Source organism: Bradyrhizobium sp. LTSP857, from assembly GCF_000938285.1.
Classification (GTDB): Bacteria; Pseudomonadota; Alphaproteobacteria; order Rhizobiales; family Xanthobacteraceae; genus Bradyrhizobium.
The window spans coordinates 21,849-47,552 of record NZ_JYMS01000006.1; the positions used below are offsets into that span (position 1 = coordinate 21,849).

26 protein-coding genes are annotated in these 25,704 nt (G+C 58.3%); 7 read left to right on the forward strand and 19 right to left on the reverse strand.

Annotated features, from left to right (window positions below; translation table 11 throughout):
- Nucleotides 1–112: 112 nt before the first annotated feature.
- Nucleotides 113–880: an alpha/beta fold hydrolase gene (locus UP06_RS00955; RefSeq protein ID WP_044999820.1), complete on the reverse strand. Its 768-nt coding sequence runs from the start codon at nt 878–880 to the stop codon at nt 113–115.
- A gap of 126 nt (nt 881–1,006) precedes the next feature.
- A complete protein-coding gene (locus UP06_RS00960; protein WP_044999821.1) occupies nt 1,007–1,315 on the reverse strand; it encodes a putative quinol monooxygenase in 309 nt (102 codons plus the stop codon).
- 146 nt (nt 1,316–1,461) lie between these two features.
- Between UP06_RS00960 and UP06_RS00965 the strand changes: the two genes are divergently transcribed.
- The 3 genes from UP06_RS00965 (at nt 1,462) to UP06_RS00975 (ending at nt 4,812) form a co-directional block, all read left to right on the forward strand.
- Nucleotides 1,462–2,496 carry a GlxA family transcriptional regulator gene (locus tag UP06_RS00965; RefSeq protein ID WP_349509919.1) on the forward strand — a complete coding sequence of 345 codons (1,035 nt, stop codon included), beginning with the start codon at nt 1,462–1,464 and terminating at the stop codon, nt 2,494–2,496.
- Nucleotides 2,497–2,776: 280 nt separating this feature from the next.
- A complete protein-coding gene (locus UP06_RS00970; protein ID WP_044999823.1) occupies nt 2,777–4,276 on the forward strand; it encodes a CoA-acylating methylmalonate-semialdehyde dehydrogenase in 1,500 nt (499 codons plus the stop codon).
- Nucleotides 4,277–4,422: 146 nt separating this feature from the next.
- Complete coding sequence (locus UP06_RS00975; protein WP_044999909.1) at nt 4,423–4,812, forward strand: tautomerase family protein; 390 nt, start codon at nt 4,423–4,425, stop codon at nt 4,810–4,812.
- Between the two features lie 292 nt (nt 4,813–5,104).
- Here the strand turns inward: UP06_RS00975 and UP06_RS39175 are convergent, their stop codons facing one another.
- The 10 genes from UP06_RS39175 to UP06_RS01025 all read right to left on the reverse strand — a co-directional run bounded on the left by UP06_RS39175 (nt 5,105) and on the right by UP06_RS01025 (nt 15,256).
- Nucleotides 5,105–5,611, reverse strand: coding sequence for an ester cyclase (locus UP06_RS39175; protein WP_082078499.1), 507 nt, complete (start codon nt 5,609–5,611; stop codon nt 5,105–5,107).
- 249 nt (nt 5,612–5,860) lie between these two features.
- Nucleotides 5,861–6,970: an enolase C-terminal domain-like protein gene (locus tag UP06_RS00985; protein WP_044999825.1), complete on the reverse strand. Its 1,110-nt coding sequence runs from the start codon at nt 6,968–6,970 to the stop codon at nt 5,861–5,863.
- 153 nt (nt 6,971–7,123) lie between these two features.
- Nucleotides 7,124–7,309, reverse strand: coding sequence for a tautomerase family protein (locus tag UP06_RS00990; RefSeq protein WP_044999826.1), 186 nt, complete (start codon nt 7,307–7,309; stop codon nt 7,124–7,126).
- Between the two features lie 15 nt (nt 7,310–7,324).
- Nucleotides 7,325–7,555: a tautomerase family protein gene (locus tag UP06_RS00995; RefSeq protein ID WP_044999827.1), complete on the reverse strand. Its 231-nt coding sequence runs from the start codon at nt 7,553–7,555 to the stop codon at nt 7,325–7,327.
- Nucleotides 7,556–7,583: 28 nt separating this feature from the next.
- Nucleotides 7,584–9,008: an MmgE/PrpD family protein gene (locus UP06_RS01000; RefSeq protein ID WP_197087096.1), complete on the reverse strand. Its 1,425-nt coding sequence runs from the start codon at nt 9,006–9,008 to the stop codon at nt 7,584–7,586.
- Between the two features lie 516 nt (nt 9,009–9,524).
- Nucleotides 9,525–10,415: a LysR family transcriptional regulator gene (locus UP06_RS01005; RefSeq protein ID WP_044999912.1), complete on the reverse strand. Its 891-nt coding sequence runs from the start codon at nt 10,413–10,415 to the stop codon at nt 9,525–9,527.
- 351 nt (nt 10,416–10,766) lie between these two features.
- Nucleotides 10,767–11,744, reverse strand: a complete 978-nt coding sequence (locus tag UP06_RS01010) for an NAD(P)H-dependent flavin oxidoreductase (RefSeq protein ID WP_044999828.1) — start codon at nt 11,742–11,744, stop codon at nt 10,767–10,769.
- A gap of 183 nt (nt 11,745–11,927) precedes the next feature.
- Nucleotides 11,928–12,899 (reverse strand): LysR family transcriptional regulator, encoded by a 972-nt coding sequence (locus UP06_RS01015; RefSeq protein WP_044999829.1) that lies wholly within the window; start codon nt 12,897–12,899, stop codon nt 11,928–11,930.
- Nucleotides 12,900–13,369: 470 nt separating this feature from the next.
- Complete coding sequence (locus tag UP06_RS01020; protein WP_050031518.1) at nt 13,370–15,001, reverse strand: sodium:solute symporter family transporter; 1,632 nt, start codon at nt 14,999–15,001, stop codon at nt 13,370–13,372.
- The gene (locus UP06_RS01025) at nt 15,002–15,256 is read right to left on the reverse strand and encodes a hypothetical protein (RefSeq protein WP_044999830.1); all 255 of its coding nucleotides are present in this window, start codon (nt 15,254–15,256) and stop codon (nt 15,002–15,004) included.
- Nucleotides 15,257–15,700: 444 nt separating this feature from the next.
- On the opposite strand from UP06_RS01025, the gene UP06_RS01030 reads away from it, so the two are divergent.
- Entirely contained in the window at nt 15,701–16,300 is a 600-nt protein-coding gene (locus tag UP06_RS01030; RefSeq protein WP_044999831.1) for a glutathione S-transferase family protein, read from the forward strand.
- A gap of 292 nt (nt 16,301–16,592) precedes the next feature.
- On the opposite strand, the gene UP06_RS01035 is transcribed toward UP06_RS01030, so the two are convergent.
- The 3 genes from UP06_RS01035 to UP06_RS01045 all read right to left on the reverse strand — a co-directional run bounded on the left by UP06_RS01035 (nt 16,593) and on the right by UP06_RS01045 (nt 18,271).
- Nucleotides 16,593–17,057, reverse strand: a complete 465-nt coding sequence (locus tag UP06_RS01035) for a RidA family protein (RefSeq protein ID WP_044999832.1) — start codon at nt 17,055–17,057, stop codon at nt 16,593–16,595.
- Nucleotides 17,051–17,770 (reverse strand): SDR family NAD(P)-dependent oxidoreductase, encoded by a 720-nt coding sequence (locus UP06_RS01040; protein WP_044999833.1) that lies wholly within the window; start codon nt 17,768–17,770, stop codon nt 17,051–17,053. The genes UP06_RS01035 and UP06_RS01040 overlap by 7 nt, the downstream gene beginning before the upstream one ends.
- Before the next feature lie 66 nt (nt 17,771–17,836).
- Nucleotides 17,837–18,271 carry an organic hydroperoxide resistance protein gene (locus UP06_RS01045; RefSeq protein ID WP_044999835.1) on the reverse strand — a complete coding sequence of 145 codons (435 nt, stop codon included), beginning with the start codon at nt 18,269–18,271 and terminating at the stop codon, nt 17,837–17,839.
- A 117-nt stretch (nt 18,272–18,388) separates the two neighbouring features.
- On the opposite strand from UP06_RS01045, the gene UP06_RS01050 reads away from it, so the two are divergent.
- A complete protein-coding gene (locus UP06_RS01050) occupies nt 18,389–19,288 on the forward strand; it encodes a LysR family transcriptional regulator (protein WP_044999836.1) in 900 nt (299 codons plus the stop codon).
- 223 nt (nt 19,289–19,511) lie between these two features.
- On the opposite strand, the gene UP06_RS01055 is transcribed toward UP06_RS01050, so the two are convergent.
- A complete protein-coding gene (locus UP06_RS01055) occupies nt 19,512–20,528 on the reverse strand; it encodes a D-cysteine desulfhydrase family protein (protein ID WP_044999914.1) in 1,017 nt (338 codons plus the stop codon).
- 402 nt (nt 20,529–20,930) lie between these two features.
- Nucleotides 20,931–21,494, reverse strand: a complete 564-nt coding sequence (locus UP06_RS01060) for a TetR/AcrR family transcriptional regulator (RefSeq protein ID WP_044999838.1) — start codon at nt 21,492–21,494, stop codon at nt 20,931–20,933.
- Nucleotides 21,495–21,623: 129 nt separating this feature from the next.
- Here UP06_RS01060 and UP06_RS01065 point away from each other — a divergent pair, with 129 nt between their 5' ends.
- Complete coding sequence (locus UP06_RS01065; protein WP_044999839.1) at nt 21,624–22,568, forward strand: pyridoxamine 5'-phosphate oxidase family protein; 945 nt, start codon at nt 21,624–21,626, stop codon at nt 22,566–22,568.
- Between the two features lie 138 nt (nt 22,569–22,706).
- Nucleotides 22,707–23,651: an MBL fold metallo-hydrolase gene (locus UP06_RS01070; RefSeq protein WP_050031519.1), complete on the forward strand. Its 945-nt coding sequence runs from the start codon at nt 22,707–22,709 to the stop codon at nt 23,649–23,651.
- Nucleotides 23,652–24,223: 572 nt separating this feature from the next.
- On the opposite strand, the gene UP06_RS39540 is transcribed toward UP06_RS01070, so the two are convergent.
- Nucleotides 24,224–24,697: a nuclear transport factor 2 family protein gene (locus UP06_RS39540; protein WP_082078500.1), complete on the reverse strand. Its 474-nt coding sequence runs from the start codon at nt 24,695–24,697 to the stop codon at nt 24,224–24,226.
- Nucleotides 24,698–24,911: 214 nt separating this feature from the next.
- Nucleotides 24,912–25,691, reverse strand: coding sequence for an MOSC domain-containing protein (locus UP06_RS01080; RefSeq protein ID WP_044999842.1), 780 nt, complete (start codon nt 25,689–25,691; stop codon nt 24,912–24,914).
- Nucleotides 25,692–25,704 lie beyond the last annotated feature (13 nt).

Sequence of the window (25,704 nt, forward strand, 5' to 3'; positions counted from 1 at the left end):
GCTTCGGACGCGCTACCTGCCAAGCGCACATACTTCACGTGTCGGTGGACCGCAAAGTATGTGCACTCTGAGCGGAATGAGGCGATCAGCGGCGTGATCGCCAGTTCTTCATTTACTTCGCGGCGTCCTCGATCACGCGGGCGATCGCGGCGGGCTGCGAGACGAAAACAGCGTGGCTTGCGGGCACTTCGGTGACCTTGGCGCCCGAACGCTTGTACATCCAGCGCTGAAGCTCAGGGCTGATCACGTGGTCCTCAGTGGTCAGAATGGCGTAGCTGGGCTTGTTGTGCCAGGCCGCCACCGAGAGCGGTGCACCCATAGCCTTCTGGGCAAGCTGCTGCTCCGAGTCGGCCATGAACTGAGCTTGCTCCGCCGGGACGTCCTGGGCATAGGTTTCCCGGAACTTCGCCGCCGGGATGAAGAAATACTTGTTGTCCGGCGTAGCCTTGTTGACGGAGACCCGCATGGCATCGTTCGGCGCAGCGAACTTCGACATCAGCGCACCGCTGGCCTCTCCCTTGTCGGGCTGCAAGGCGGCCACATAGACGAGCGCGCTGACCTTGGGATCGGCGCCAGCTTCCGTGATCACCGAGCCGCCATAGCTGTGACCGACCAGCACGACGGGACCGGTCTGCTGATCGATGACGCGCTTGGTGGCATCGACGTCCTCGGCGAGGCCGGTGAGCGGCTCCTGCACGATCGTCACATGGAAGCCATCCTTGGTCAGGATATCATAGACGGCGCGCCAGCCTGAGCCATCCGCCAATGCGCCATGGACGATGACGACGTCCTTCGCAGCCGGCTTCGTCTCGGCGTGGGCGACCGCACCAGTCATGGCAAGCACGAGGGCGATCGCGGAAGTCTTTCGTAGTAAGGACATGGGAGTCTCCTAGTATGTTTCAGCTTGCCCGTCTCGCAGGACCATCTCGGCGCCGGGCGGTGTCCGGTGATGGCTAATCAGGGTTGATAGAGGCCGAGTTCGCGTCCGGCTTGGCAGAGGCCAAGATCAGGCCGGCTGATTCTTCACGGCCAGAACGTCGACCGGCTCGACTGACGGCGGCTTTGCCAGCATTTCCTCGACCCGCGACATCAAAGCCTTCGCCATGTTGCCGGCGAGATGTGCCTGGCGATCTTCTTCGCTGGTAAAGGCGTCGAACACGCCGAACGTCGTCGGCGAGAGCTGCAGGGCAAACCAGACTGGCGTGCCCGCCTCTTGATTTGTCAGATCAAGGCCGCTGACGAGAAAATCTTTCACCGCCCGTTCCTTGCCGGGCTTGGCTTCCAGCCGGACGAATAATCCACACTTGAGCGTCATTGCTTATCTCCATTCGTTGATCGCCAAAAACTCCAAGGTGGACGTATCTCTATGAGATAAGCGGCTCAGCTAGTATTGGCAGGATTGCCAATTTTGATACCAATTAGGCCACCTACCTTCCAGGTTACGCCGATTTACGGGCATCCTTGATTACAAATTCGAGCTGGATCCGTAGTCTAAGCCTTGGCAAAATGCCTAATTCTGATATCGTTTTTGCCATGCGCATCCATGTCCTTGCTCTGAACGACGTGCTCGACACTGGTCTCGCCGCGGTGCTCGACGCCTTTGCCTTCGCCAATGCGCTGGCGGAAATGCACGGCATCTCCTCCGTGCGCTTCAAGACGAAAGTGGTCGGTTTGCGTGAGACCGTCACAACAGCGCAGGGCCTGAATGTTCCGGTCACCTCGGCAGTGCGCGCGCAGAAGCCCGATGTGGTGGTGATGCCCGCCATCAACCGGATCATGCCGAAGCCGCTGGTGCAGATGTTGGCCAGTGGCGAAGTGCGCGAGGCCGGTGCGGTGTTGCGCAAATGGTCGGAGCGCGGTGCGCTGGCTGCGGCCGCCTGTGTTGGCACCTTCGTGTTGGCGGAAGCGGCTTTGCTCGATGGCGAAGAAGCAACCACCACCTGGTGGCTGGCGCCTCTGTTCCGGGAGCGATATCCGCATGTGCGGCTCGACGAGTCGCAAATCATCGTTCAGTCCAACGCGGTCGTCACCGCTGGCGCGGCGCTCAGCCATCTGGATCTGGCGCTGACCTTGATCCGACGCGCGGACCCTGCGCTGGCCGACCTTACGGGCAAGTATCTGATGGCCGACGTCCGCAACTCGCAGGCCGCCTACGCGATACCTGGGCACGTAGTCCATGGCGATCCGCTGGTACACAAGTTCGAACGATGGGCACGGCAACGCCTGGCCGAGGGGTTCTCGCTGGATCAGGCTGCCGCGGAACTCGCCACCAGCAAGCGTACGCTGGCTCGCCGGATGCAGAGCGTGCTTGGCAAATCTCCCCTCGAATACCTCCAGGATTTGCGGATCCAGCGGGCAGTGCACCTGCTTACAACCGGCCATGCCAGCGTCGATCAGATTGCTGCCGAGGTCGGCTACGCCGAAGGCGTGACGTTGCGCGCGCTGCTGCGCCGGAAGCTCGGCCGCGGCGTGCGCGAAATCCGCCGCAACCTCTGAGGTCGCATCACTCTTGGCCGGTGTTACGGAAGCCCACGCTGCCCAATGGCCTGTGATGATCCGCTCGATCTCTGTCGAGAGAGGCGAAAATTCCACCCAACGAATGGACGTCATCAGCGCGATCAACACGCCTTGGCTGGCGACGATTCACGCAAATGACGCGTCATTGCTGATTCCGGTCTCTAACTTGAATTTCCGCACAACGAATGCGCGATAGTTCTCGTTGTTGTGCAGACTTGGACGTTTCATATGGCGCGTGCGGAAAACAAGGAGGCTCATCGTGGTTACGCAAGTTCAGCATTATATCAATGGCCAGCGCGTTTCTGGCCGTAACGGGCGGTCATCGTTCGTCTTCAATCCTGCGACCGGCGAGCAAGCGGCATCCGTGCCGATCGCGAACGCCGCGGATGTGGCGGATGCCGTCGCGGCGGCAGTGAAGGCTGCGCCGGGATGGGCGGCGACGACGCCGCTGCGGCGGGGCAGGATTCTCAACCGGTTCCTCAGGATCCTCGAGGAACGCACCAGCCAGCTGGCAGACGTCATCGTCGCCGAGCATGGCAAGGTTCACTCCGACGCGGTCGGTGAGATTCAGCGTGGTATGGAGGTCGTCGAGTTCGCGACGGCCGCCCCGCAGCTGTTGAAGGGCGAGATCACTGAGAATGTCGGGACGCGCGTCGATAGCTACTCGATGCGCCAGCCTCTCGGCGTGGTCGCCGGCATTACCCCGTTCAATTTCCCCGCCATGGTGCCGATGTGGATGTTTCCCGTTGCCCTTGCCTGCGGCAACACCTTCATCCTGAAGCCCTCCGAGCGCGATCCGTCGGCATCCGTCATCCTCGCGGAGTGGCTCAAGGAAGCGGGCCTGCCCGACGGCGTATTCGGGGTCGTCCATGGCGACAAGGAGACCGTCGACGCGCTGCTCCATCATCCCGACATCTCGGCGATCAGCTTTGTGGGATCCACGCCGATTGCAAAGTACATCTACGAGACATCTGCCAGCGCCGGAAAGCGCTGCCAGGCGCTAGGCGGTGCCAAGAACCACATGATCATCATGCCGGACGCCGACATGGACCAGGCGGTCGATGCCTTGATGGGCGCTGCCTTCGGCTCGGCCGGTGAGCGTTGCATGGCGATCTCCGTCGCGGTGCCAGTTGGCGAGACAACCGCGAACCGGCTGATCTCGGCGCTGGAGCCGAAGATCCGCAGCCTCAAGATCGGGCCCGGCACGGATCCAGAAGCGGAAATGGGTCCGCTGGTCACCAAGCAGCATCTGGACAAGGTCCGCGGCTATATCGACGCCGGCGTCGCGGAGGGTGCCAAACTGCTGGTCGACGGCCGTGGCTTCAACATGCAGGGCTACGAAGACGGTTACTTCATCGGCGGGTCGTTGTTCGATCACGTCACGCCGAACATGAAGATCTACAAGGAAGAGATCTTCGGTCCCGTCCTGTCTGTTGCCCGTGCGCCCGACTACGACACCGCCGCGCGCATGATCAACGAGCACGAATTCGGCAACGGCACCTCGATCTTCACGCGTGACGGCGACGCGGCTCGGGAGTTTGCGCACAAGATCAAGATCGGCATGGTCGGCATCAACGTCCCGATCCCGGTACCGATGGCATTCCACTCCTTCGGTGGGTGGAAGGCGTCGATCTTCGGCGACCACCATATGCATGGCCCGGAAGGCGTCCGCTTCTATACCCGGATGAAGACAATCACGAGCCGCTGGCCAACCGGGATTCGCGCCGGCGCCGAGTTCGTGATGCCCACAATGTCCTGATCGCAACAACCGGCCCGCTGCTCACCCAGCAGCGGGCCGACCAGGAAAACGGCGGCGAAAGCCTGTCGGTTTCAAAACTCGATCTGCAGCCGCGATCGCGCTCTCGAAGACGAAGCGACAACGCATAGCGACACGGAGAATGGATGATGCCCCTTTTGTGCTTCGATCTTGTTGAGGGACGTTCGGAACGGCAGCTCAAAAAGATACTAGACGTCACCCATGAGGTGTTGGTCGACTCATTCAACGTACCCCATCGCGACCGCTATCAGATCGTCAGGGAGCACCCGCCTTCCAGAATGATCATCGAGGACACGGGCCTTGGTATCAAGCGCACACCCAACATGCTTGTCCTTCAAGTCACGACTCGCCCTCGCAGCCGCGTGATGAAGCAAACATTCTATAGTTCGTTGGTGGAACGGCTTGCCGATCAATGCGGCATTTCGCCGAGCGACGTTGTCGTGACGTTTGTAACGAACACCGATGAGGATTGGTCATTTGGGCTCGGACGTGCCCAGTTCCTCACGGGTGAGCTCTAGCCTGTCGAAGCCCAACGGTTGGACCTAAAGGAACTCCGGATTAGTTTTTTTGCTTGCCAGCGGCCGGATGACGCCGCTCGGGGCACCTGTCTGCCGATCATCAAAAATAATCACGCCGTCGGGCACGAAATCGAGTGTCCCGACGGCGCTGAATACTGGGTCCTTGAAGTCCCCAGCGGTGCTGGATTTAGAATCACAATCCCGCCGGTTGAAACAGCCCGTTTTAGCCGCGCGTCACCCGAGGGGATGTGACTCTCGCAAACACTGAGGCGAAGGCTTGAACAGTTGCCGGTCAGGCCTTCAACTGCGCCAGGACTCCGGCGATATCGCCCATGCCCCAATGCTCGATTATCAGGCCGCTTTGAACCCTGAAGATATCGCAGGAGGTGAATCGGAGCGCACGGCCGGTTGGCGCAACTCCCGAAAGCGGGCCGTTATGGGTGCCGCTATAGACGAAGCTTGCGGCCGCACGATCGCCCGACGCGACCGTGGCCTCGATCTCCACCTTGAGGTCCGGTATTCCCGCCAGCCGCGCAGTAAAAACTGCCACCGTCCCCTGCTTCGGCGACTTGCCCTGCGGCGGCGGCGGTGCGGCCGCGCTGAGCTGGTGGTTGACGTAATTATCAGAGAACAGCGCCGCGAATGCCGTGAGGTCGTGCGCGCTCAAAGTCGCCGCAAACTTTTCAATCAACGGTGCGGCTGCGCTCTTCTTGTCCGCCATGGCCGGCGCGACAAGTGCCGGCAAGGCAAGTGCCGATCCCGCCAACGTAACCGTCTTCAAGAGATTCCTTCGATCCATAACATTTCCCCGATCTGATCATCACATTTCCCGCCGTCGAATGTAGGAGCGGAACGCGCGGCAAACTGGCACCTATATCTCTTGGTGGCCAAACCACGTTTTGTTGTAGCCGACGAGTCTTTCAGAGAGCCGATATCAGCCGAAACGATCGCTCGAACCTCGCTGCTTAGAGCTCTCCTGACGGATACAGCTCCGCAACAACTCGTGCGTTTCGGGAGCCATGGCGTTAGGGGTCTTCTTTGGCCGGGCTCAGATTGCCGCAAGGCGCTTTAGCTTGGCCTCGTCCCATGAAATCCCGCTGCCGACACTCTCCGGCGTGAGAACCATTCCGTCGCGGATTTTCAACGGTTCTTCGACGATCGCATCTGCCCAATCAACATACTCAAGCCAATGGGCGGTGGGCGTGGCGCAAAGAAGATGCGTGCTGACTTCCGGCATCAGATGCGACGACATTTCGATACCCTGGGCTGCAGCGATGCCGGCCGCATGCAGCCAGCCGGTTACACCGCCAATCCGCGCGACGTCGACCATGACGTAGTCGCTCGCGCCAGTCGTGACGGCACGCAACAGGGCATCCGGGCCGTTGAGGTTTTCGCCGATCTGGACCGGAACCTTCAGTTCACGCGCCAGTGCGGCGCTCGCCACATAGTCATCGTGGGCTATCGGCTCTTCGAGCCAGTAGATCCCCTCCTTTTCCAGCTCTCGTCCACGAAGAACTGCTTCCGCGGGTGTCAGGGCCTGATTGTAGTCCACCATGATCGCAATATCTGCACCGGAAACGCTCTTGCGGACAGCCCGCAACGCGGCCAGGTCCTCAAAAAGCGTGGGGTATCCGAGCCGGACCTTAACTGCTCCTAAACCGCTCTCCAGAAGCGCCCTCACCTCTCGGGCAAGGCTATCCGGCTCCATCAGCCCAAGCCCGCGGCTGTCGTACGCACGTAGCGATTTAGGCCCTGACCCGAGTAGGGCGGACAGCGGAACACGATGCATCTGCGCAGTCGCGTCCCACAAGGCCATATCGAGCAGTGAAAGAGCCATCCGCACGGCGCCGGTCACGCCGAGTAGTGCAAACTGGCGCGCGAGGGTCTGCGATGCCTCAAAAGGTGTGGCGTTCTTGCCCTTGAGGAGTTCGACCGCCTCGTACAGATGTGAGGATATGGCAGTCGCGCCCGAGGGCCGATAGCAAAACGTGTATGCCTTGCCCGTTACGCCATCTTCGTTCAGCAAATCGACAAGTAACAGCGGCACAGCCCTCACAACAGCCGCGCTCGTTCCCAGCGTAAATTTCAGCGGGACCATCACTCCGCGGGTCGTTACCGAGCGAATTCGTTGCCCTGCCGTACTCACGCCGTTCGTCATTTTGATCTTTCACTACGTTTCGGGATATCGGACCGACAAGCGAAGCGCCCCTTCTACTCGGAGGCCCGCAACTATCTTGCCCGGGGCTGCTGCGCCTAGCCTGGGCTTTTCTGTACTGGCCATGCCGCTCGAAACAGCTTTCTGCGAGCCAAGCTATTCCTCGCCGTGAATCCTTCCGGAAATGCTCATGTTGCCGGCGGGATGCTCAAACAGGAGAACATTGATGATCTTCGGATCGGAGCCGATCGATTCGTGGGTAACCTTGACGATGTCACGGATCAACTGCGTCTTACGGGTCTTGGTGAGACCCGCTGCGATATGACATTCAATGTAGGGCATAGTTGCCTCCCTTTCCTATTTCAGGCGAGCAATGAGCTCTTTGTCGTTGGCATTGCCTTCGACAAACTCGGGCAGGTGTTGCCCATGCTCAACGAAGTTAATGCCTCGCCCCTCTCTGATGACAAAGAAGATGTTGTTGGCCGGTTCACCGGTAGCTTCGCTGACGACACGCAGCAGGCCGGCCGAAAGCGCTCGCTTTTGCTCATCCGAGCGGCCGTACCGCATGTCGCAAGAAATCATTGACATCGGGATACTCCTTCGTTGACGCGAATGACTATTGAATTCCGGGGTGAAGCGCAGGGTGGACCGCCTTGGGGTTCACTTTCCCAAGGATATCCATCAAATCAGAGATCGGTCGCTCGTCGATCTTCTCGACCGCCTTGATGATACTGTTCCGTAGTGCTTCATCTGCAAATGGCTCGCTCAGCCAATTGAACTTCTCGACCGTGCGTTCCCATGACATTGGGTTGCCGAGCCCGCCTTCGTATCCAAGCTGCTCGCGATCGAAGGTACGACCGTCTTTGGCCTTGATAGCGATCCGGGTGTTCAGCTCGTGCGGGTATCTGGCGGTGAAGGCATCGTCGGGAGCTATCGTTACCTTGCTCAACAGGGCTTGCGCGTCATCGGCCTGGACACGCGCCTGCTCGAGCTGCGCAGGCCCGACCTCATCGTCCAAGAGCGCCGCCGCAATCAGGTACTTCAGGTTGTAATCCGCTTGCTCCTTGGTCTGCGGTCTGTCTTTTGAGCCAAATGCGCCGCCGCCTGCGATGTCGAAACCTGACTGGAAGATGTCGCACCGGACGGCCTCGATATCGCCGGCCGCCAACTTATTGTCGCGCTTCAACTTGAGCACGGCTTCAAGTACCGGCTGACCGTGAATGAGCGAACAGAATTTCTTCATGATCGTAAGCTTGATGATCTCGAGCGAGTCATCCGACCAATCAACGTCGATCTTTTGATCAAACATCCGCAGCAAGCCGTTCGGTCCCTCAAACAGCCCAGATGGACCGGTGAAGCCGCGCTTGGCGAGCGATGCGGAATAGACGGCGCGCATCCCGGTCATTCCGGGAGAAAAACCCTTCCACTGCGATACCGGTTCGACGTGAACGCAAGTGAGGGAAATGTTGTCAACAGTCGCGATCGAGATCGCATGCGCGATCTGCTCAGCGTTCAGCCCGAACAGCTTTCCTGCTCCAGCGGCAGCGGATATTGCGAGCTGAATTGCATGATTGAACCCCTTCGCCATGACGGGGACAACGGCGGTAAACCGGCATTGGATTTCGTAGGCCACCGCAAGGGCGAGCATGAAGTCTTCGCCGGATGCCTTGGCGTGCTCGGCAGCAGCCAGGATCGCGCCGAAATTGTCGCTGGGATGACAGAGTCCGCCCGGCGACATGTAGCTGTCAAGCAGGTCGACATATCGCACCAACCCAGAGTTATATAAGGCGGCCTGGTCCGGAGCGGTCTTACCGCCGCCGATCAGCGTGCACGATCCCCCGGACCGGTACTCCGCAAACTGCTCGCGCAGCGCCGCGAACGGCGCTCCCGGAAGCGCGGAGATCGCGCATCCCAAGCTATCCAGAATATTTCGCTTGTAGAGCTTGCGCGCGTCAGGCTTTAGAGACGTCGCAGCAGCCCGGTCGGCAAAGTCGGCGATCGCGTTTACCGTGGATACGGAAGTCGCATTTTTCATCAGCATGTAAACGTCCTTGGCCGCGTCCCATACGATTGAACTGGTATAGTTTCGATGGAACGTGCCTTTATCATTTGAGATCAGCAAACGAATAGATTCGAGAAGGCAATCTGCACCGCAGATTACTCGGCCAGGTGCAGAGCTCGTTGGATAAAGGGGTCGGCATCAGGCAACGGAATTGAGCAGGGTGGTACCGCCCAGGAGACAACGCCATCAATTCCGGCGATCGAGCAATCTCTTATCGTTGCTGCTCAGGCACGAACGCATCAGATCTGCGTACCGAGATAATCGGCGACGACCGAGGCACGTCGCTTACACCTGCCGCGATGAAATGCCATCTTTGCCGACTAAATGTGGCTCGCGGATTCGGGGCCTTAGGCAGGCTTCGAAGTTTGAGAGAAGATCGACCCTACTTCGTCAGCGCAAGGCTGGCCGTCGTCTCGGTCCCAGGCAGAAACGACCAGAATGAAAAACGCCTGGACGACTTCCTTTCGGAACTCGGCGCTCTCGCAACGAGCCGGACTACTCGGCAGCCGCCACATGCAACTCGGGGCCCGGCCGTACAATCTGAAGAAAGGCAGAGAGTGCACTGGAGACGTAGGCGTCTGTGCGCCGAATGAACACGGTCTGCACTTCAGAAAACTCGGACTCCAATTCATGCACTGCGACTTGGCCGTCCCGCCATGCCGCAACAACTACTCCCTTGGGCAGCAGTGTAACTCCAACGCCCGCCGCCACACAGCCGAGGATTGCGTCGATCGAACCGAATTCCAAAGGCTGCGCCACAAGTATTCCCGCCTTGTTCAGCAGATTCTCAAGCCTTATCCGATAGGAGCAACCGACACGGAAGACAATTGTTTTCAGTTCGTTGATCGAGGAAAGCTCTTCGATGCTTCGAATTGAGCGAGGCGTTACCAAGACGAGTTCTTCCCGAAACAGGCACTCCTGTTGCAAATCTGGATGATCCACCGGCCCCGCAACAAACGCACCCTCCAGCCTGCACTCGACAACGTCCTCGATGAGACTGCAGGTCGTCCCGGTCGTCACCACTGGACGAACCTTTGGGTAAGCTTTGGTGAAGCTCGCAAGCACAGACGGAAGCCGAATTGCCGCAGTCGTTTCAAGGGTGCCGAGTTCAAGGACGCCACCGGGGGTGCCGTCATCCCTTGCGGCCGCCTTGGCGTCGCTGAGGAGCTTGGTTATTCGTGCCGAAAAGGGGAGCATCCGGCGCCCGGCCGGCGTGACCTTCACGCCGCGTGCATGCCGCTGGAATAGCTGAATACCAAGCTCAAGCTCCAACGCTCTTACGCGCGCGGTGACATTGGATTGGACAGTGTTCAGCTCAGCCGCAGCTCGGTTCATACTGCCGTGCCGAGCAACTGCCTCAAAGACCCTTAGATCGGTTGCGTCCATAACAAGCCCTATCTTCTGAAGCGAACGGTTCGGCATCAACACGCTTGGTCGAGTGATTATCTTGATCCAAGCCACCCGTTTTACAAGGCCGAATCCGAACGGCTTATGCCTGTTTTCGAACACAAGGACCGATTGCAGCGAGCTATCACTAAAAGTAATACCGATATCTCAAACACAGATATCGAAACGATAACCCGTCGAGGCCCTCTTCTAAGGATTCGTCGTCCATCAAATTGGAAGCGGTTGGGCGCAGATCGAAACGATGCTGGCCGCGCAACAAACGAGTGCACCGCGAAGGGATCCTAACGGCTTCGCTGTGTCGGAGGGGACGCGTCAGCCCACCCCGTTCCGTCACTCCAACGAAGCGCGGGCATACTTGGCGAGCCTCTCTTTGGCCTCGACAACGACACGGCGCACGACGTCACCTGCCTCGGGCAGGTCATGAATCATGCCGATTGACTCCCCGACCGTCACATTCGCCACATCGAAGTCGCCGACGCGCGACGCCGCCTCCACCTTTTCCAATTCGTCGGCCTGTAGTGCCCTTAGCTTCTCTTCGTGGCCATGCCACTTTTCGATGAACCCATTCTTCAGCAGCCGCCCGGTGTATCCTTCCGGCCAAGCTCTCCGCCTTACAATATCGTACACGCTGGTTCGTATCGTCTCATCGCCCGAAGCTGCCACCACCTTGGCTTTGGCACTCGGACGGATAAGGGCCTCCTTTGTTGCCCAAAAGCGGCTGCCCATGAGAGCGCCTTCGGCGCCGAGCATCAGAGCCGCAGCAAGACCTCGCCCGTCGGCGATTCCGCCCGCGGCAACAACGACCACGTCAGGTGCGTATTTGCTCAGAGCGTCTACCACCGTCGGGACGAACGGCAATGTCGATCGGGCTGTTTGGCCGTGGCCGCCCGCTTCCGTGCCTTGCGCTACGACGACGTCGGCTCCGACATCGGCGGCTCGCCGCGCTTGGTCGACCGTATGGACTTGGCAAATGAGGGGCACCTGGGCTTGTTTGATGCGCTTTGCAAATGGTGCCGGATCAGCAAAGGATAACATGATCGCGCGCGGATGACGCTCTATTGCGAAGTCGAGCAATTCCGGCTGTTTTGCGACCGACCAAGTGATGAAGCCGCATCCCACATCTTTGCGCGTGATCTTCGCCGACTCCGTCTCGAACCAGGCACGGTCGCCATATCCGCCGCCAAGCAGGCCGAGCCCGCCGGCGACGGCAACCGCAGTGGACAGGTCTGCGCCCGCGGCAGGCGTCATCGGCGCAAGGATGATTGGGTGCTCAATATTAAAGAGCTTCGTCAACCGCGTCCTGATCATCGTCCTACCCTTTCCACTGTTATGCCACTAAGCTCCGGCGTTCTCTGCCGTGTGACTTCTTGTGCACCGCGATGCCCCGTAACAGTGACAAGCACTTCCTCTTTCGAACGTTCGGCACTTGACTAACCGCCCGACATTCCAACGTCGCTCCATTATTTCGTAGACACCCAGCGCCGCCAATACTCACTGGTCGGAAAACACTCTTTCGCGGCACGTACGAATGCCGGCTTTTTGAACCACGGCATCGGTCGAGAGGCGGGAGAATTGAGCTTTGAGACGAGGCACCGCAAAATCGACGAAAGCCCGTACTTTGGGAACGGCAAGCCGTCCCTGTGGGGAAATCAGATGCAGAGGGATCGCGGAAGCATCGTCCTGCCTGAGCAGGACTTGTAGCCTGTTTTGCGAGAGTTGCTCCGCAATGTGATAGGAGAAGAGCCGGGTGATGCCTCGCCCCTCGACGGCCGGGGCAATAGCGCCACGAACACTATTCACTACGAAGCGTGGCGTGAAATGAACCGATCGCGGTATCGACGATCCTTTCGCCGGTGGAAAGGTCCACGAATCAATTCCGAAGTGAGTCATTGCGATGATCTTGTGCTTTGCAAGATCAGCGACCTCTTCGATTTTCGGATGCGCCGACAAATAGCGGGGCGATGCCGCTACGACACGCCACACCGCTCCCAACCGGATCGCGACGAGCGTGGAATCTGTCAAATTGCCAATTCGCAAGGCGATATCCATGCCTTCATCGATAAGTTTCACCGGTCTATCGAGCAAAAACAGCCTGACAGAGACGGTTGGATAGGCGTCCATGAACTCGTCCAATACCGGGCGCAAGATATCTTCGCCCGCCGCGACTGGAGCTGTTATGGTCAACGTGCCACTCGGGGTCGATCGTTCACTTGCCGCGACGAGATCAGCCTCCTCAAGATCTGCAATGACGCGGCGACACACAAGCGCATAACGTTCCCCCGCGTCGCTTAGCTTGAATGACCTCGTCGTGCGGTGAAGAAGTGTAACACCTACATGCGCCTCAAGAGACGCAAGCGCCCGGCTTATCGCAGCAGGTGATCGTCCCAGCTTGCGTCCCGCTTTCCTTAAGCCTCCCTCATCGAGGGTGGCGACGAAGATCTTCATGGCGTCGATACGGTCCACTTACCCACCACTTGACACTTGATGTCAGTCAACGCCTCAATGTGCGAACAACATATGCGCAGCCCGACAAGTCCCGGGCAGATCGCGAACTGTTTCCTGCACTAGATTATGCGTCGCCGATCGTACGACGATGTTGATTGAGGCTAGGCAGCAGTTGGCGCCACCATCAAACGCATTTTCGAGATAGCCTTATCTTTTCTGGAGATTGGCAGACGGCGTGTCTACGATTCCCGGGTGCTACCGATGACTTCGCATGGCCCGTCAAGGCTATTCATCGCCGCTGGTCGATCGACCCTAGATCTTCGTCGCAACCTTATCGGCGCGACAGATACCGCGTTCGATTCAAATCGCTTCGCTGGGGTGTCGATCAGCCTCGGCAGCGTTTCGACGCGAAGAAATGCGGGCGTTGCTGCGCGGGCATCGGGCAGTTGAAGCAGTTAGCTATTGAATTCCAGGCTCGGACATCGAATCTATTCCACGTATCGGGCAACGGATGGCCCCGTTAGGCGCCAATCCCCCTCAGGTTCTGCCTTGGTGATCGATACCAGCCAGCAAACAAGCAGCGTCAGCGGCAAGGTGAAGAGCGCCGGAGAGTCGTACGGAAAGATTGCGGGACCAAGACCCAACACCTTTGACCATATCGTCGGGCCCATAGCCGTCAGTACAACCGATGAGATAAGCCCGAAGGTGCCACCGATGACTGCACCACGGGTCGTCAGGCCGTCCCAGTAGATTGCCAGGATCAGCAAGGGGAAGTTGGCGCTGGCTGCAATCGCCGTGGCAAGCGCGAGGAGGTAAGCCACATTCTGGCCCTCGCATGCCAGTCCGAGCAATATGCCGAGCACTCCCAATGCAACCGAGGAGATCCGCGATATCTGGAGCCGCGTCCGCTCAGTGAGTTGCCGTCCGGACAAACCTACGACGAGATCGTTGGCAGCCGACGAGGCGCCCGCTATGAGCAATCCAGAGACAACCGCCAGGATCGTCGCAAACGCAACCGCAGAGATGAAACCAGCCAAGATGCTTCCGCCCACGGCCCTCGCCAGATGGATGGGAGCCAGATTGTTCCCGCCAAAGAGTACGCCACTGGCACTGGCGTAGGCGGCATCCCCACGGAGGAGCGCGATACTGCCATATCCGATAAAAAACAGCATCACAAAGAACAAGCAGATCAGGCAGGTCGCGTAAAACACTGACAGACGCGCTGCCCGCTCGTCGCTAACCGTGAAGAAGCGCATGAGGATATGAGGCAACCCAGCCGTGCCGAACAGGACTCCGACGCCAATCGACAGCGTCGCGACTCCGTCCTGTGCGAAACCACGAATATCCATGATCCTGTCGCCGATTGGATGATTGCTCACCGCCGTCTTGAAGAGATCCGACATACTGAATCCGAACCTGACCAAGACCAGCACCGCGATTATGCAGCTTCCGCCGATCATCAGAACGGCCTTGATGATCTGAACCCACGTGGCGGCCCGCATGCCGCCGAGAGTCGAAAACACAATCATGAGCATTCCAACCATGATGACCGCCGGCGCGTAGCCGATTCCGAACAGCAAGGAAATTAGCTCCCCTGCGCCGACCATTTGCGCCACGAGGTAGAAGCTCACGATTACGAGGGTGGAAGAACCCGCCAGGATGCGAACCGGCCGCTCTTTCAATTTATGAGTCAGCACGTCTGCGAAAGAATACTTCCCAAGGCGGCGCAGTGGCTCCGCGACGAGAAACAGTACAATAGGCCAGCTGGCCAAATAGCTGGCGGCGAGGAACATTCCATCCAAGCCTGAGGCATAGATCGCGCCCGACAGACCGAGGAAGGCGCCGGCGGACATGTAGTCGCCCGCTATGGCAAGGCCATTTTGCCCTGACGAGATCGAGCTTCCAGCCGTAAGATATTCCGATGAACTGGTTGCGTGGCGCGCCGTCCAGAAGCTGATGAGCAGCGTAAGCACCGCGAAGACCACGAAGAAAAAGATGGTCGAAACGTCCGCCTGGCGCACTTGAGACTCGGGCTGCGCCGAGTACGCCGATCCACTAACCCCGAAGGTATATGCAATCGCAAACAAGAGGCTCATGCCATTCCGTGACATACGCATCATTCAATCTCCGTGCCGCATGAACACGAATAAGCCGGTCAAGATGACGCTCAAAGCCATGCAGCTGGCCAACGCGATCATCGCTGGACTAAAGGTCATTGAGGCAATGGCGGCGGGCACCGGGTGCCGTGCGCAGTAGAGGACGAAGGCCATCATCGCCAGGTATGAAAGGATCATCGCGAGCATCAACCGGACACGGAGCGTGTCTGGCCTGTTCGCGGTGACGCGCGACGGATGCACCTCATCGGTTCTGTGCAAATTCCTCTCCCTGCATGGGATTGCGTGTGCGTCGCATGTTCTGCGATCATGTTGGTTCAACGCTAGGCAACCGCTGGCGCAACCATCAAACGTTTTTTCGAGATAGCCATATCTTCTCTTGAGATTGCCGGACGGCTCATCTCGCATTTGCAGGGTCTATCGATTGCTTTGCTTCGCTCCGCCAGAGCGATTCAGCGCCACCGATCGACCGGTCGCAAGCGCTGGTCCTCGTCTTATCGGCGCGAGAGATACCGCGTTCAGTTCAAATCGCTTCGCCCGGATACACCAAGTTCATAGGCTCATTTGGCAAGCCTAACCGGGAGACATCTGGCGACGGCGAGCAGTGAATACGCTCATAACCGGCCGAAGGACGATCGGCGTGTCCACCGAAAGGATACCCCGTGTTTGACAGCATCAACCACAGGCTCACCCGGGAGATTTCTCATGAAGCTCTATTGGTCGCCGAACTCCCCTTACGCCCGAAAGGTTGTGGTGGTTACCAAGGAGTTGCAGATCGACGATCGTGTTAAACTCATTGAGACATCTGCAATGCCGACCAAAGAGAACCCGGAGCTTTCGACGCTCAATCCGGTGACCCGCATACCGACGCTTCAATTGAATACCGGTGAGGTTCTTTTCGATAGCAGCTTAATCTGTGAGTACCTGGATGAGTTCTCAGACGGTGGACTGCTGCCGATGCTTGGACTAGCCCGACGGCAAGTGCTCAAGCTCGAACTGTTTGGCCTGGATATCATGGACCGCGCTGTGGTCTGCCGCCAAGAAACCCTACGGCCTGAAGGCTACCGCTGGAGCGGATGGGTCGATGCTCAGTTTGATCGGATCGGCAAGGTGCTCGACGTCCTTGACGCCAATGCACCAGCACTCGATCCTGACCTCGGCTCCATCACCGTCGGTTGCGCCCTCGAATATCTAGACTTTCGCTTCGGTGACCGCCCCTGGCGATCGCAGCGGCCGCGGCTGACTGCCTGGCAGGAGCAATTTGCCTTGCGGCCGAGCATGACCAGCACAAAGCATCCTCGGTGACCAGAGTTCTAGGGCATCGGCATGCCCGTTAGCCGTCGTGCAATTGCTCAGGCTTGTCACACGCCTCCCGTCGGCGAAGCCCGTCTGTCTTGACCGGCAAAGAGGCTCCCGGTGCCCTCTCCCAGACTCGCCGGGATCTCCTTGGAGGTCCCGGCGCTTTTTATGTCCGCGGCAACGATCTGAGCTGAGATTTTGCCGTCGCTGTCGCTCTATCGATCGTGTTCAGATCGCGATAGATCGATGGCTGATACTCGTTGGCGCTGATTGAATGACATACCAGCCGGTCCACGGGTTACGGCTTCGTTTCCAGTATAACCTCTAACTCGATCGGCATGTCCATCGGCAACCTCGCAACGCCCATCACAAGCCGGGCCGATACCTTCTTTGGGCCAAATACCTGGTTGAACAGTTCAGAGGCGCCGTCCGCTATCCCTGGCTGATCAATAAGATCTCCTGAAGTTGCGATATAGACACCGAGTCTGACAACGCGGCTCACCTTGTCGAGCGATCCCAGGCGCTCTTTGGCAACGGCGAGGGCATTGAGAGCCGCCAGCCCCGCCGCCTCCCGGCCCGCCGCGCCGTCCAGTTCCTTGCCGACACGTCCAACAAACTTCGGCTTCTGGTTTACGACAGGTAGCATGCCGGTGAGGAACAGCAGATTGCCGGTCTGCACTGCCTCGACGTACGCGCCGAAAGGCTTGGGTGCCTGCGGGAGTTGGATACCCAACTCCCGCAGGCTGACTTCCGCGCTTACCATCTTCCGGAATGCGCGCCGCCATCAACGTGCAGCGATTCCCCGGTAACATTCTGCGCTTCGGTCAGATAGACGATCGCATCAACGATGTCCTTGACGCTGGAGACCGTGCCCAACGGGGCGAGTGTCTTCAGGAACTCGTGCGGATCGTCTTTGTGCAGGGGGGTGTCCACCATGCCGGGCGCGACCGTGTTAAAGCGGATGCCCTGCTTCGCATATTCGACTGCCAGGTTGCGGGTCATGGCCTCCAGGCCGCCTTTGGTGATCATCGGCACCGAAACGGTCAGGCCTGCGATCGGGTTTTCGACCAGCGACGAGGTGATGCCGACGACACTGCCGCCCGACTTCTGGGCCAGCATCTGCTTCACGGCATGCTGCGTGATGTAAAGATAGCCTTCCAGGTTGGTTGACGACAGCTTCTTCAGATCTTCACCGGTGTAATCGGTAAATGCCTTAGGGAAGAAGATGCCGGCATTGTTGACCAGCGCGTCGATCGAACCGAACTTGCTGATTGCGGTCTGGGCAACCTTCGCGGCCACCGATGCATCCCCGATATCGCCGTCAACCAGCGCGAGCTTGGGGGACGTTGGCAGTTCCTTCGACTTGCTCACGCTGCGCGATGTCGCGACGACGTTGTAGCCCTTGTCGAGGAACGCCTTCACGGCGCCGGCACCGATGCCCTGGGAAGCACCTGTTACGATAACTGTCTTGCTCATGATATTCTCCGTTGTTTTTGGGTTGATCGTCGGAAGGGCACTCGCCTGAATCTTCCGCTCGAAACTTCACTGCGCTGCGACGATGTCTACGCGCACGTCGAGGCTGTTCCGCGTCGCGTTCGAGTAGGGACAGATCTGATGGGCCTTCTGCACCAGCGTCTCAGCATCAGCCTTTGCCAACCCGGGCAGATAAACCGCGAGGCCGACCTCAAGGCCGAAACCGCCCTCGGCGCGCGGACCAATTCCCACGGTAGCCTTGACGGTGGTATCACCCGGCACCTTCGGGCCACCCTGCGTGGCGACGAACTGCATGGAGCTAAGAAAACAAGCGGCATAGCCAGCAGCGAAGAGCTGCTCGGGGTTGGTGCCCGGGGCACCGTCGCCACCCAGCTCCTTGGGCCGGGTCAGGCTGACCTTCAGGTTTCCGTCTGGGGTGGCAGCATGGCCGACACGACCTCCCGTCGCTGTGGCATTGGTTCTGTATAAAACATTGGTTGGCATCGCTTTCTCCTCTTCATGCGGTGTGTTCGCTGGTGGGAGGAGAATGGGAGCTGCTGGCTTGATTGATTAGGCGGAAATATCTGGAATTACATTTCCATTTATGGAAAAATCGCAAAAATGGCTGATCTGAATGACATTGCTGTATTTGTGAAGGTTGCGCAGCTCGGAAGCTTCAGCCGTGCTTCACACGCTCTTGGCATGCCGGTTTCCACCGTGAGCCGGAAGGTCTCGGCACTCGAAGCGGAACTGGGTGTCACGCTGTTGCAAAGGACCACGCGCAAGCTCGCGCTCACTTCGCAAGGCCAGGATTATTTCCACGAATGCAGTGAACCGCTGAACCTCCTGTTCGACGCTGAGCGGGTTTTGACACAGACCCAGAGGAAGCCGGAGGGTACACTCAAGATCTCCGTGCCCGTGGTCTTGGGGCAAGATCCTTTTCTCGAATTTATCTCTGATTTCCTGAAACTCTATCCGAGGATCAAGATCGACCTTTTCATCACCAACCTGTTCCTGGATCTGATCGCAGAAAATGTCGATGTCGGCATTCGCTTTGGTGAGCTGAAGGACTCGACCTTGATTGCCAAGAAGCTTGGCAGCCAGGTCCGTTATGTCGTCGCCTCCCCCGAATATTTGAAGGATCGCAAGCCTCCCACCAAGCCCGCCGACCTCGGGCTGCATCAGTGTGTCTTGCTCAACGGCAAGAATAACGAAGCAGAGTGGGAATTGCTGAATGGACGAAAACGCGCGGAAATCCGGGTTGCGGGCCCTATTTCAAGCCGGGACTTCCAATCCGTCAGCACGTTTGTTTATCGAGGGCACGGTATCGGTCTTTTGCCCTCTACCTATTGCAACGACAAGATCGAAAAAGGTGAACTCGTAAGGTTGCTGCCCGACTGGGCTTCGAGGCAACTCGAAGTGCACGCCGTCTACCCTACAAGGAATTTCTTGCCTTCAAGGCTACACGTATTCCTTGAAGCGTTGAGGGCCTGGAAGAGCCCCTTGTGGACTTTACCTTAGACAAAACGAGCCACATACCGACGTTGCCGCGAAGGCAACCGAATTATGAATCAGGTTTACCAACGTAACTGCAACAAAAACTGGCACGCCTGTTTCGCCGCACATCATCCGCGAACGGCGACAACTCCGTGCGCTCGAATAAGACCGCACCGACCTCCTCATGGTTGCGACGTATCGCCCGGCCTCGGTTATGATTTCCTCTCTTGATCTCAAACGGTACTTTTTACTCGTCAGGCCGAAATTCCTTTCGATAGGCGAATAGCGCTGGAGTTCCGCCAGACATGATAAACAGCACATTTTGTCCAGGCTTGAGGACTCCATTGGCAATGTCGTCCAACAGGCCCGCGAAGGCCTTGCCCGAATAGACCGGATCAAGGAGAAGGCCTTCATGGCGAGCCATGAGCCGAACCGCCTTTTTCATGGCCTCGGTCGGAATGCCGTAACCCTCGCCAAGCTGTGCGCCGCTAATATTGACTTCGTCCGGAGAAACACCGGGAGATTCAAGCAGCCCCAACGTCGCGTTGATTTTTTCAAGTGTACCGCGGCGAGCCTCCTCAACTCTTGCCAGCACCGCAAACGACTTGACTTTAGCTGCACCTACGCCAAGGGCGGCGAAGCCCGCCGACAGGCCAGCGTGCATCCCGCCACTGCCATTTGGCACGACTATGTGCCCAAAATGGATGTCCTGCGCAGCCGATTGTGCCGCAATTTCACTCGCGCATGCTGCGTAGCCAAGACACCCTACTGAGGACGACCCTCCAGTCGGAGCTACGTAGACCTTACGGCCGCTCGCCCGGAGAATTTCTGCGCGCTCCTCGGCGACGGCAAGCGTGCTCACGTTACCAGCAACATCGTGAATTGTCGCGCCGAACAAGTCATCGAGAATGATGTTGCCACTCTCCATATAGTCTTCGTCGTCACGCGCTACCACGCGCCCGAGAACCAATTCACAACGCAGTCCGTAGCGAGCGGCAGCAGCAGCCGTCAGCCGCGCGTGGTTGGACTGTCGTCCGCCAACGGTGATGACGGTATCCGCGCCTTGTGCAATAGCATCGCCCAACAGGAATTCGAGCTTCCGCAACTTGTTGCCGCCTCCACCAAGGCCCATCACATCATCCCGCTTCACAAAGAGACGAATTCCGTTCAACTGCTCCCCTAGCGCAGCTTCAATTCGTCGAAGCCGTTGGATCGGTGTCGCCAGATCAAGTAGAGCGACGCGAGGCATACGCCGAAGATGCAAGTCGAGTGTCTCGGTCATGGAGGCGCCTACGTAAGGTGATGAGAACAAGAGAAACCGTTCAGTATCATGAATTCCCGCCCCATGAAGCGTTCGTCGAGGCACGCCCAACTCAACCGCGACGTCCGATCACGGCGTTGAGGGCCTGGAAGAGCCCCTTGTGGACTTTACCCTGGACAACACGAGTTACATCCCGACGTTGCCGCGAAGGCAACCCAACTTGGTGGCGATGACTACTTGGTCGCGATATACACTTGGGATTGTGAGATCTTAAATTGGCGACGGCGGATTGGTCTGCGTAACTGTCGACCAGGGGGCGCCTCCCTCAGGCGCTTTTCCGAGACTTGCCGGAATCTCCTCCGATATCCCGGCGTCTATTTCAACCCGAAGACTGTCTCCTCCTGCTCAACGGCGAGGGAGCGGTTTGAGCAGGGACTTGGCCATCTCAGTAGCCTGATTGATGGCGTTTCGATCGCGGTAAACCCTCGAAACGACGAAGCCGCCCTGCACGACAGTTATGAGCATCAGCGCAAGCTCGTTGGCATCGAGGCGTTTCGCGATTTCTCCGTTGGCTTGAGCTTCACGAAGAGCTGCTGCAAGGAGCTGTTGCAGTTCGCGGAAATAACGTTCGACCGGTTTCCTCAACGAAGCCTCAGCGATGGACGACTCGCAAGCAAATCTACCCATCCTGCAACCCTTAAGCCCGTCGCGAGCAACGTCGAGAAAGCGGAAGACGCGATCCAACCCAGAACCATCTGTTCCGACGGTCTCGCGCGCGAACTCACACATTTCATCGGACACCTCATCCAGAGCCACCGACGCGAGGTCCAGTTTTCCCTTGAAGTGGTGATAGAGACTGCCTTGCCCTGCACCACTTTCGTCTAGCAAGTCGCGCGGACTTACGCCCTCGTAGCCGCGCTCCCACATCAGCTTCTTGGCCGCCTTAACAAGCTCGCCCTTCGCCTTCATGACATCCTCATGATCGCGTCGAATCAACCGAACGTGATTGTGTCATGTAACTACTAGTATGTAAAGACAACTGCCGATAACGGGGATCAGCCATGTTTTCTCAAGGCGTGCGGCCATGATGGTACTATTATGATGAAGGCCACGTCTCCCTTTCACGCCGGCGAGCAAACGATCCAAAGCCTTGCCGGCGTGCGTGATCGCATGGAACTCAAAGGGCGCGCAGTCATCCGAGACTACATGCCGGAGCAGCATCGAGCGTTCTTCACTGCGATCCCGTTTATGCTCGTGGGAATGGCGGACCAGAACGGACACCCCTGGGCCACAACTTTGTCTGGCCCCCCAGGGTTCGTGACTTCTTCGGACGCGAATCTGCTTACCATCGAGTCATGGCCCGATCTGGGTGACCCCTTGCATTCGTGCATTCGCGATGGTGCTCCGGTCGGGGGCCTCGGAATCGAGCTTTCGACGCGTCGCCGAAACCGGGTCAACGGCCGCATCGAAAATTGCGTTATCGGCGAAGGTTTCTCGATCAGGGTTCAACAGAGCTTTGGAAATTGCCCGAAATACATTCAGGCACGTAGCGAACGGTCGCGGATCTGCTCCAGGCTCGCGCCCGAAACTCGAACGGCTTCCCATCTGGGCGATGACGAGGTCAGCTTCATTACCGAGGCCGACACTTTCTTTATTGCATCTCGGTCGCCGCAACTCGCCCCGCAAGAATCCTCGCAAGGTCTCGATGTCTCCCACCGCGGCGGACGTCCCGGCTTCGTGCGGGTGATTTCGGCAAACGAACTTAGCTTCCCGGATTATAGCGGCAACTTGCTCTTCAACACGCTCGGCAATCTGGAAACGGACGCGCGCGCCGGGCTTCTGTTCATCGACTTCCAGAGCGGCCGGATGCTGCACATCATCGGTAGAGCCAGGATCTGCTGGGACGTTTCGGAGACGATGCGGTCCGCTGGGATTGAGAGGCTCATCTTTCTCGACATCCAATGCGTCTTGAACCGCGAGCATGCATTTCCGCATTTGTTCGACTTTGTCAGCTACTCGCCGCATCTGGGGACGGAGGGTTAGGATACCAAAATTCCCCAATAGGAAGTTTGCGATCGCTTGACACGAGATGCCGGCTTCCGCCGGCGGACCGCGAATGGCCGTCTTCGCAGAAAACGTAAGGAGACAGCGATGCTAAATCTAACCCGCCGGAGCGCTCTGTTGACGGCAGCAGTTGCAGGAGCAGCGTTCGGCCTGCCCAAACCGGTCTCGTTCATCGAGGCTGCGCTCGCCCAGAAGGGACCGGAAGCCGGCAAGGGCTTTCGCCCGTTCAATTTCGGTAAGGTCCAGGGGTTCATCTTGAACGATGGCGTTTGGGAAAAACCTCACGATCCCTCGTTTATCAAGGATGTGTCCGTTGACGAAACCAAAGCCGCGCTGGCAGCCGCTGGGATCGCGAATGAAGTCGTGCCTATTCCATTCAATGTCACCTTGGTCAAGTTCAGCAACGAAACGGTTCTGTTCGATGCCGGCACGGGCGGTCAGTTTCAGCCCACAGCCGGAGCGATGATCGCCAATATGGCGGCAGCCGGTATCAAGCCGGAACAGATCACGAAGGTGATCGTTTCGCATTTCCATCCAGACCACGTTTTCGGGCTTATGAGCAAAGCTCCAGATAACACGCCGACTTTCCCGAACGCCGCGGTTTACGTGCCAAGCAACGAGTATAAGTTCTGGATGGATGAAAGCATCTTCACCAAGCTTCCTGAGAAGCAGCATGGCCTGCCCAAAAGACTTCAGGCGATGTTCCCACTCCTGAAGGACAAGTTGAAGCAATACGAGTGGGATACGGAGGTTATTCCGGGCATCCGCTCGATCGCGGCACCAGGCCACACGCCGGGCCACACCGCATTCCATGTCGCATCAGGTAGCGAGCAGCTGATGGTGCTGAGTGACACGACGAACATGCCCGCCCTGTTCGCGAAGCACCCGAACTGGCACGGCGCAATCGATGCTAACCCGGTGCTTGCGGAAACGACGCGGCGCAAGCTGTTCGATCGTGTCGTGGCCGACAATGCGCTCGTTACCGGCTACCATTTCCCGTTCCCGGCCGTTGGTAAGATTGTGACGGACGGCGCGGGTTATACTTTCGTGCCTGTTGCATAGCCAAGCACGACGTGGAGGGAGGCGGCCATCGATTCCCAATCGGTGGCCGTTTCGGCGCAGCATCTCTTGGATTCCCGAGACGAACTTGCTCGGACACCCGAAATCGTATGTCGCCCGACCTGCAGTTCTGCAAAGGAGGAGGAAGCTCGCAGCAAGGTCAGCGTCGTCGATGGCATTTCGCCGCAATACCCATTCCCGGATTCCGCTTGGCACGGTGCACAGGCTCCGATGCCTCCCATGGACGCGCCTTTCGGGTCAGTTCGATCGCGGCGCCTGGCGGGACGGATCGTCGACCAGTGGACGGTTGACGTCAAGTTTTCGACCAATGTCCGCTTTGCTTTCGTATGAGCCGTTCAGTCAAAAGACAACCGCATTTGCGCTAGGCGCGGTATCCTGAGCATTATCGAGCGCGAGCTGCATCGCGGCATATCGACCTTCGGAGCTTCTTGCCACAAGAAGCGACATTCGCCGGCGTTGCTCCGCAGGCCATCTCAAACGGGGCAAACTAGCTCCTCGGAGCGACCTATCAGCAGCAACAATGAGAGCACACATGCACGCCCTGTGCGTGAGCTTCAAAGCCCGAGTTCTGAGAGCCCTGGATGGTCCACGGGACGCGGTCGTGAACGATCCCAATGGAATTTGCGCTCAGATTCCCCGATCGGAAGATCGTTGATGCAGGCAAAGCGCTTCTCCATCAATCCATTGGCGGCAAACTCCCAATTTTCATTCCCGTACGAACGAAACCAGTTTTCGCTATCGTCATGCCATTCGTAGGCAAACCGCACAGCGATCCGATTCTCCGTGAATGCCCAGAGTTCCTTAATCAGGCGGTAATCCAGCTCCTTCGTCCATTTGCGCCTAAGGAACGCGACTATCTCGGAGCGACCTCGGATAAACTCCGATCGATTTCGCCAGGAACTGTCCGGAGTATAGACGAGCGTGACCCGTTCAGGATCGCAGGAATTCCAACCGTCTTCGGCGCCTCGCACCTTTTGCGTAGCAGTCTCACGAGTGAAAGGTGGAAATGGGGGGCGGGTCTCAGTCACGACGAAATCCTCGTTTTAGGGTTAGATTGAACAAAGCGACCCAAGCTCGCTCGAGAGACTTGCGAGGGGCCCTACTCGCTGCGCGGCTATGATCGCTTTGCCTGTACGGCTTATTTCACCAATGGCTCGTGGACGACTGGCCTACTGTTCAGCCCCACGACGATAACTAACCCGCGACGCGCACGAGACCGGATCACCGTGTCGTGCTGGTCGCTTAGCCGGCCGCAGTGACCGTGTCGCCGATGCGCAACGCTCCTCCCTTGGTCACGGTGAGATAAATGCCGAGATGAATGTGACCGAAAATACGCATCAGTTCACGAGGAACGTTGATATCCCGGATTGCGCTATCGGGATTGACCTCGGTGGCCGGACAACGGCGGGTCAGCCGCATGCCCCTACACCGAACAGAACCCAGCATTAGCTCCTGGTTGAGCCACTCGTTCTCTACCCACGGATCGAGTCCCTCGACGAGAATATTTGCCCGGAACCTGCGCGGATCGAGCCGCTCGCCGATACGCGCTTCGAGGTCCCTCACCGAGGCCAGGTTAAGCACCGATATAGCGTGCATGAGCTCGGACGAGTGCACCCCGACGTCGGTGAAGCAATGATTGGCCGCAGTGACGAGTCGCGGCTTCGATGATTTCTGACCTTCGGGAAGAAAGCGTGCGAAGAACGCTGCGATAGCGGCGCAACCCTCGGCACATTGGACGTTCGCCGACAATCTTTCAGTACCGTCGATCACTGACAACAATCCGGTGCTGCCGTCGTAAGACGTTGTCAACCGCGCCAAAGCTTCCTGGCGTGCCAGCACCATGAACTCGAATTTGCTCAGCGGCCGAGGATTTGTTTCGTCAAACACGGTCGACGGCAGCGCCAACGCAAATGCCCTGTCGCCCGACACGCCTCGACCAGCTTGCAATGTCACCGAGTTGAGGGGCTCAGATGAGAGCCCCTTGATCGGGTATCTAGACAATCCGGAAACCTGAGCCGGCATGCGTTCGCCTTCA